General features: G+C 46.1%; 3 protein-coding genes. All 3 read right to left on the reverse strand.

Annotation, left to right across the window (positions count from 1 at the left end; all coding sequences use genetic code 11):
• Positions 1-86: 86 nt before the first annotated feature.
• On the reverse strand, positions 87-269 hold the full coding sequence (locus ACOCD2_RS19285) for a hypothetical protein (protein ID WP_293650034.1): 183 nt from the start codon (positions 267-269) through the stop codon (positions 87-89).
• Between the two features lie 366 nt (positions 270-635).
• Positions 636-1,130 carry a hypothetical protein gene (locus ACOCD2_RS19290; RefSeq protein WP_293650032.1) on the reverse strand — a complete coding sequence of 165 codons (495 nt, stop codon included), beginning with the start codon at positions 1,128-1,130 and terminating at the stop codon, positions 636-638.
• 14 nt (positions 1,131-1,144) lie between these two features.
• Positions 1,145-1,593, reverse strand: a 449-nt coding sequence (locus ACOCD2_RS19295; protein WP_419583739.1) for a hypothetical protein, incomplete at its 5' end; no start/stop codon positions are given.

Consider the following 1,593-nt stretch of genomic DNA (forward strand, 5'->3'; position numbering starts at 1 on the left):
TCCTTCAGGATCGAAACTATCTGTGTCTCTGTAAATCGTGACTTTCTCATCAGTACCTCCTGGGGTCATAATGCCAGAAGTCTCTACTAATGAGGTGTCCACCTAGTGGGGAAGCTTACGGAGGCACGGCGGTTGCCCCAGGCTTCAAAGCTGGGACGTTCTTTGATGTTCCCGTTCGGATCGGTGATCACGTCGAGGGAGCCAATGTGGTCGTGGAACAGCACGCGGGTTTCGGTGGGGGCGTTGCTGTGGGTGATGTGGATCGCCACGGTTTGGCCGTTGGTCTGGATCAGGTGACGGTACGGTTAATGACAACAAACAAATGTTGCTCTGACCCCAAATATTCCTGCTTTACCTGACTGACCACGCTCATGGGTGCCTGAAAATACCGCCAACCCTGGGCATCGTTGGGGGTATTGGTAGCAGTATGGATACCTTAGGAAAGGGAGGCGTATTCGATTTCGATAAGATCATTACTGTGTTCGCGCCCGGCGGTAATACGCCGCACCAGATCGCCTCGGGTTCGGTCGCGTTCACGCCATTCCCATTTGTTATTATGACCGTAAATCAAATCACTCAGGCTATCGCTATTAACAAATGTTGCTCTGACACCTAATATTCAACACCTAATATTCTCAAATGCCATCCATACTGCACCTCTCCCCATTTCTCCTTAAGGAAACATGCAACAGAATACTTCCAAGCTGCTCACCATTTATGTCACGCACATAGAAAGTGATAGGGTAGTTCATAGAAGAACAATCACCAGAACGCATATCCCACCAAAGATCAACATAGCCTTCTCGATTGTTAACTCTAAAGCAACCATTACCACCCTCAGCTGCTAATTCGAGCGAATATCCCTTGTGTGATGTAACATCAACACTTACCGCAGGAGCATCATATTCAAAGTTCACTCCGATATTAATCTGAAATTTTTCCATATTGATTCTGTAGCTCTTGGGAAATTTGGTAACTCCCTTTAATCCGAACTCACCATTTGGCTTATAATAGTCAACAACTTCAACACGCCTATCATCCCTGAAATCAAGGTACCCATAATCAGTGCAGTAGGGAACCACACATGAATGTAGAAGTAGGACAAACGGGATAAGCAATAATAATTTCATAGTAGTGCTCCATTTCACCAAAAATACATCTCTGGAATTGTTTTTCCACCTCCAACAAAGCCACCTAAGTTCACTGTCGTAGAACCACCTGTGACTCCGATCAGACTATTGACGTAACTATTTGAGTTATAGCCATTCGCCATTCCAGGAAAAAGATCATAATCAACGCAGTCACAATAAAAAGCATCTGCACTCTGCAATTCTTGAAAATAGCTTGCGGAAGACATTCCTGATGGCGGTATAACTCGACCAAAAAGCCTATTAAGTGAAGGATGATCAGAAGAGCGCCCCGGAGCACTCAGCAATGAAACCAATCCCTCCCGAGATACGCCATCTGGCCCGGCGCTTAACCACTCAGAATGACCCGATGTATCTACGTATTCTATAGCGGTGTGATATGGCCCAGCGACGCCTACTCTATGCCCTGTTATGTAAATAGTGTCTGGTGACCTAGTCTGTGCAG

The organism is Thiolapillus sp., from assembly GCF_048562965.1.
Classification (GTDB): Bacteria; Pseudomonadota; Gammaproteobacteria; order Chromatiales; family Chromatiaceae; genus Thiolapillus; species Thiolapillus brandeum_A.